Consider the following 1510-nt stretch of genomic DNA (forward strand, 5'->3'; position numbering starts at 1 on the left):
GTGCTCGACCGCATCCTGGTCGACGCGGCGCGCAAGGCTGGCGCGGAGATCCTGCACGAAGTCGCGGTCGGCGATCTCTTCGCCGACACACGCGGGCGGGTGCGCGGCGTCGATATCCGCGCTGCCGGCCGCGCATCGCTCCGGGTCAGCGCCGATATCGTGGTCGGCGCCGACGGCATCGGCTCGCTGGTGGCAAAATGCGTCGACGCCCAGCCCTTGCGGCGCGGCGCGGTGTCCGCCGCCCATGTCTATGGCTATGCGCCCGTCGAGCCGGGCGCCGGCTATCACTGGTACTTCCGCAACGGGATCGCCGGCTCCTTCATCCCGACCAATGACGGCCTCGCCTGCATTGTCGCATCGGCGCCGACCGGCCTGTTCGACCAGCGCTTCCGCCTCGGCCATGCGCGTGCCCGCATGGATGTGCTCGAAGCGCTTGCGCCGGCTCTTGCCGCACAGGCGGCCCTGGCGCCGAAGGATGCGCGCCTGCAGGCGTTCCGCGGCGTGCCGGGCTATATCCGCCAGGCGCACGGCCCCGGCTGGGCGCTGGTGGGTGACGCCGGCTTCTTCCGCGACCCGATCACCTCGCACGGCATTTCCGATGCGCTGCGCGACGCCGAAACTCTGGCGCGGGCCATCCTCGATGGCTCGGAGGCGGCATTCGCGATCTGGCAGCAGCAGCGCGACCTGATCGCCAACCAGATCCTGGATACCACCGACGCGATCGCCGGCTTCGACTGGACGCTCGACGATCTCGGCGAGCGGCATCGCCGCTTCAGCGGCGTGCTGAAGGCAGAGGTGCAGGCGCTGGCAGGCCAGCCCATGCCTGGCCGTCGGGCACCCTTCCCTGCATCGCGGCCGACGGCGCATCTGGCGCCGGCCAATCAGGACGAGCCGCCGGCTTCGGCCGGCTCGAATCTCAATCGCAACCGAACCGGAGCAAGGCCATGACTGTGCATGTGATGAAGGACGGCTGGGTCGGCGTCACCAAGGGTCGGCCAAAGGTGGGCGCCTTTGCCGAGCGCTCGCGGCGCAGCCAACCGCAGGATATCGACGCCTTCGCCGAGATGACCGGCGACCGTAACCCATTGCATTACGACAAGGCACTGGCCGAGGCCTCGGTGTTCGGCAAGCTCATCGTGCAGGGCGGCGTCACCTCCGGGATCCTGAACGCGGTGGTGGCGGAGGACCTTCCCGGCCCCGGTTCGGTGTTCCTCGAAGTGTCGTGGAAATTCGTCAAGGCAGTCGGCGTCGGCGAACTGATCACCGGCCGCGTCGAGGTCAAGGAGGTGCGCGCCGACAAGCCGATCACGAAGCTGGAGACGTCGGTGCGCAACGAAGCCGGCGAGCTTTGCCTCACCGGCACCGCGACGGTTTTCACCGTGCCGCTCGCCAAGGGTTGAGGACTTCGCGTATCCGCTTACCTGCCCGCCGTCTCGGCGATGAAGGCGCGGACGTGGTCTATGAACTCCTCGAAGGCGGGTTCGCCTTCGAGCAGGATGTGGTTCTGGCT

The 1510-nt window shown here is 68.6% G+C and carries 2 protein-coding genes; both read left to right on the plus strand.

Annotated features, from left to right (window positions below; genetic code table 11):
• Positions 1 to 948: FAD-dependent monooxygenase (locus tag EOA24_RS37670; RefSeq protein WP_189354583.1), on the plus strand; the 948-nt coding region annotated here is incomplete at its 5' end.
• Positions 945 to 1400, plus strand: coding sequence for a MaoC family dehydratase (locus EOA24_RS37675; RefSeq protein WP_126083431.1), 456 nt, complete (start codon positions 945 to 947; stop codon positions 1398 to 1400). The genes EOA24_RS37670 and EOA24_RS37675, both read left to right, overlap by 4 nt.
• Positions 1401 to 1510 lie beyond the last annotated feature (110 nt).

It is taken from the genome of Mesorhizobium sp. M2A.F.Ca.ET.039.01.1.1, assembly GCF_003998035.1.
GTDB lineage: Bacteria > Pseudomonadota > Alphaproteobacteria > Rhizobiales > Rhizobiaceae > Mesorhizobium.

What these genes read in the sequence shown, in the direction of transcription:
- EOA24_RS37675 (WP_126083431.1), top strand. Translation starts at nt 945, where the DNA reads ATGACTGTGCATGTGATGAAGGACGGCTGGGTCGGCGTCACCAAGGGT.